This is a genomic window from Colwellia sp. MB3u-55 (assembly GCF_014076785.1).
Classification (GTDB): Bacteria; Pseudomonadota; Gammaproteobacteria; order Enterobacterales; family Alteromonadaceae; genus Colwellia_A.
Map to the genome: position 1 here is coordinate 1 of NZ_JACGUS010000064.1, position 3396 is coordinate 3396.

Consider the following 3396-nt stretch of genomic DNA (forward strand, 5'->3'; position numbering starts at 1 on the left):
CTTGGTTTATTACTTATATAAAAAGATAGACGGTGTATCAAACACATAACAAGAACTTCAAGAGGGACAAAATAAAGTTGGCTGTTTTGTTCACTCCGTTCACCTATTTTAGCCAACTCTATTTTGCCCCTTAATTGGGCGTTATGTGTATCGGGAATACTATGGCATTTGAACCTAATTACTCAAAATATACTGTTTCCGAACTTTACGATGTTTTGGATAATATTGATGGAGATAAGTTTCCTGAACGACTAGAAAAAATTAACTCTGAGCTTCAGTCAAGAGTTGTCGAAGATGAGAAAGATTATGAACGCCCAATTAAAAAAATGAGCCCCATTAAAAAAAATGCTCTAGGTTTCTTTTTACTATTTTCAATTATGTTATCCATTTTATACGCTGAATATGTCCCAATGCGAGGATTAGATTGGATTACACAACAAGCCCACCCAAAACTGTATTGGGTTTCTGTTCTAATTTTTGGTATATGGTCGTGTTATTATGCGAAGAAATACATGGATGTAAAATACACATAACAAGCTGTTAAACAAGGATAAAATACAGTTGGCTTTTGTTCACTCCGTTCACTTATTTTAGCCAACTTTATTATTGCCTGTTAACAGGGCGTTATGTGTACAAGGATAGGGTCAGGTTACGGAGAACATTTCGTTTATTATTTTCATACTTCTATTCTGTACCTGCATAATTGGATTTAGTTTCACATTTTATTTTTACTTTAAAGCATGTGGCAATACTGAGCATTCAAATTCTATTTCTAATGGTTTTGGTTTCTTTATTAATTTGTTTGGCGATTCAGATAATCTTAACGAAGAAGGTATAAAGTATCGTGGTAAATTCATTCGCTCTTTAATTTTTACGTGTTTGGTTTTATGGTAAATTATTTAATAACATCAATAGCTTGGTAAGTACACATAACAAGCTATTCAAGTGGGACAAATTACAGTTGGCTGGTTTCGCTCCGCTTCACATTTTAGCCAACTACAATTTGCCCCTTAATAGGGCGTTAGGCAAACTATCAGAGGTACGGATGCTGAATAGACAAAATTTACTCTTGGCTTTTCCAATATTGAGCTTAGTTTGGTTCGCTGGAACAATTATTGTTGCAGGCTTATATTATCCTGAATATAGCCATATAACTCAGTTTATCAGTGAATTAGGAGCAACAGGTTCACCACATGGTGAATATGTTAATTATTTAGGCTTCATCCCTACAGAGCTTTTTATACTTGCATTTGTATTTACTTCCTTTTTAGCTGTTCCTAAAACAAAGAAAAACATAACAGGACTTAGCTTTATTGTTGTTTATGCTGTGACTCTTGGTATTTCTGCTTTATATCCATGTGACTTTGAATGTAGGCCAGTTGAACCTACGATTTCCCATAACATTCATATGTTGTCAGCTTTTCCTGGTTATTTATGTGGGATAATATCAATATTTATTTTGTCATCCGGCTCTTCATTCATTTCGCAATATAAAGTTTATAAATTTGTAAGCTTTACCATCGGAGTCATTTGCATTTACGCATTATTAAATCTAGATCCTAATTCACTCGTTGTTGGTGTTTATCAACGCTCTCTAGATTTAATGATATATTTGTGGTTTATATATTTTGCTTATAGTGTGAATCAACATTTGCCTAACAAACCACTAAAGCAGGACTTTTAATAGTTGGTTAGGTTCCGCTTCGCTTCACATTTTAACCAACAATTAAAAGCCTCTTAGTGGGGCGTTATAAGGTTTTGATATGGAAGTCACATTAGAGTTGATTATTGGCATCGCATTTTTCTTAGTCGGTGTTAGATTTGTTTATATTGGTAAAATGGATGTCGAGTTTGGTATCACTAATGGTCAATCAGGCTCTCGTACAAAATTCACTTCTTCTCAAACTAAATCTTTAGAGGGAAAAAGTGCTAGACTAGCTGGTGCATTAATATCTATCTTTGGTATTTTACTGCACGTGTTTATGGAAAAAGGTGACGTCTTGTTTGTGTTGTAAACAACCTTATAACAAGGCATTCAAACGGACAAAAACCGTTGGCTGTTTTTACTTCGTTCAACATTTTAGCCAACAATTTTTCGCCGCTTAATTTGGCGTTAGCTGTACAGGAGGTTAGGTGACATACGAACAATTAGATTTCATTGCAGATTCTTATATACCTCTTTTATTTATTGTGACCTCAATCGCCATGGTTAAGGGTATCGCGGATAATGGTTTAAGTCAGATGTATGGTCATATTACGGCAACTTTATCTTCTATTGTTATCGCATACGGCGTAATGTTTTTAGATATAAGGTTTAATATTTGGCCTGCTTTTGAGTCTGACTATAGTACGCATACAGCCTTGTCATTGGTTTTTGTTAGTTACTTTTTACTAAGAAGCAAGGTTCAAATGTGTATAGCAGTAACATCACTTATTGCTTACTTTATTTTAATGGTATACCAGCAATATCATACCGTTACGGATATAATATCTACATCGTTGGTTTTACTTCCTTTGTTTTTGTTATTCCAAGTAAAAGGTCAAAGAGTAAAATACAGCTAACAAGAAATTCAACAGGACTAAAAACAGCGGGCTATTCGCTTCGCTACCATTTTAGCCCGCTATTTTTAGCCCGTTAATTGGGCGTTAGTTGGCACCACGAAATCAGATTAATATTTATGTGTAAAAGCGGTATTTTCTAAATTAATTTGGTGGGTTACGCTTAAGTTTTCGCCTCAGAATTTTGGTTATGTTCGCTAATAGACTTTACGCATTTTTAAGACACTTTTGCTGTAAAGTCATTATCTAAATTAACCGTAGTGTTTGGCTCAGAGTTCACTGTTTGGTGCGTCGTGGTACTGGGTTTTTTTCAAATTCTTCCTAATATCCCACAAACATGGTAACTTATTGTAAAGTTTGTGCTTTTAATTAAAGTTCAACTAACAAGAACATCAAACGGAAAATTTACAGTTGGCTCTTTTTCGTTCATCAAAATTTTAGCCAACTATAATTTTCCGCTTATGTAAGCGTTAGTGTAATAAGGAGGTTTTAGGTGAACTTGAAAAATTTAAGTCTATTTTTGGCTGTTTTCATTTGTGGTTGTCAGACTACAAGCGAGAATCGAGATAATAGCTCTAGTATAAATGACATTGTAAAAAATGAACCACGTTGTACGGTATTCCCAAGAAAAATTGAAAATTTTAGCGATACGACTCAAGAAGGTTTTCCCATAAAAAGAGTTTCTCCGAAGTATCCAAAATCAGCAGCAAGAAATAAAATAAATGGCTATGTCAAATTTGAGTTCGATATTTCTTCTGAAGGTAAGCCCTTTAATATTGGTGTTATAGAATCTTCTCAGTCTGGTCTTTTCATAAAGCCAGCAACTGAAGCACTTAA

At 34.2% G+C, this 3396-nt stretch carries 5 protein-coding genes; all 5 read left to right on the forward strand.

The window, feature by feature from the left end; all coding sequences use genetic code 11:
- Positions 1–161: 161 nt before the first annotated feature.
- A complete protein-coding gene (locus H4J66_RS01805) occupies positions 162–533 on the forward strand; it encodes a hypothetical protein (RefSeq protein ID WP_182169807.1) in 372 nt (123 codons plus the stop codon).
- 512 nt (positions 534–1045) lie between these two features.
- On the forward strand, positions 1046–1684 hold the full coding sequence (locus tag H4J66_RS01810) for a DUF998 domain-containing protein (protein ID WP_182169810.1): 639 nt from the start codon (positions 1046–1048) through the stop codon (positions 1682–1684).
- Positions 1685–1763: 79 nt separating this feature from the next.
- Positions 1764–2015, forward strand: a complete 252-nt coding sequence (locus tag H4J66_RS01815; protein WP_182169813.1) for a hypothetical protein — start codon at positions 1764–1766, stop codon at positions 2013–2015.
- A 118-nt stretch (positions 2016–2133) separates the two neighbouring features.
- Entirely contained in the window at positions 2134–2562 is a 429-nt protein-coding gene (locus tag H4J66_RS01820; RefSeq protein WP_182169816.1) for a hypothetical protein, read from the forward strand.
- Positions 2563–3052: 490 nt separating this feature from the next.
- Positions 3053–3396 (forward strand): energy transducer TonB (locus H4J66_RS01825; protein ID WP_182169819.1); only part of this gene is annotated, 344 nt, incomplete at its 3' end.

Excerpts from the sequence above, each read along its gene's own strand:
- H4J66_RS01810 (WP_182169810.1), top strand. The coding sequence starts at position 1,046 with ATGCTGAATAGACAAAATTTACTCTTGGCTTTTCCAATATTGAGCTTA.
- H4J66_RS01815 (WP_182169813.1), top strand. The coding sequence starts at position 1,764 with ATGGAAGTCACATTAGAGTTGATTATTGGCATCGCATTTTTCTTAGTC.
- H4J66_RS01805 (WP_182169807.1), top strand. The coding sequence starts at position 162 with ATGGCATTTGAACCTAATTACTCAAAATATACTGTTTCCGAACTTTAC.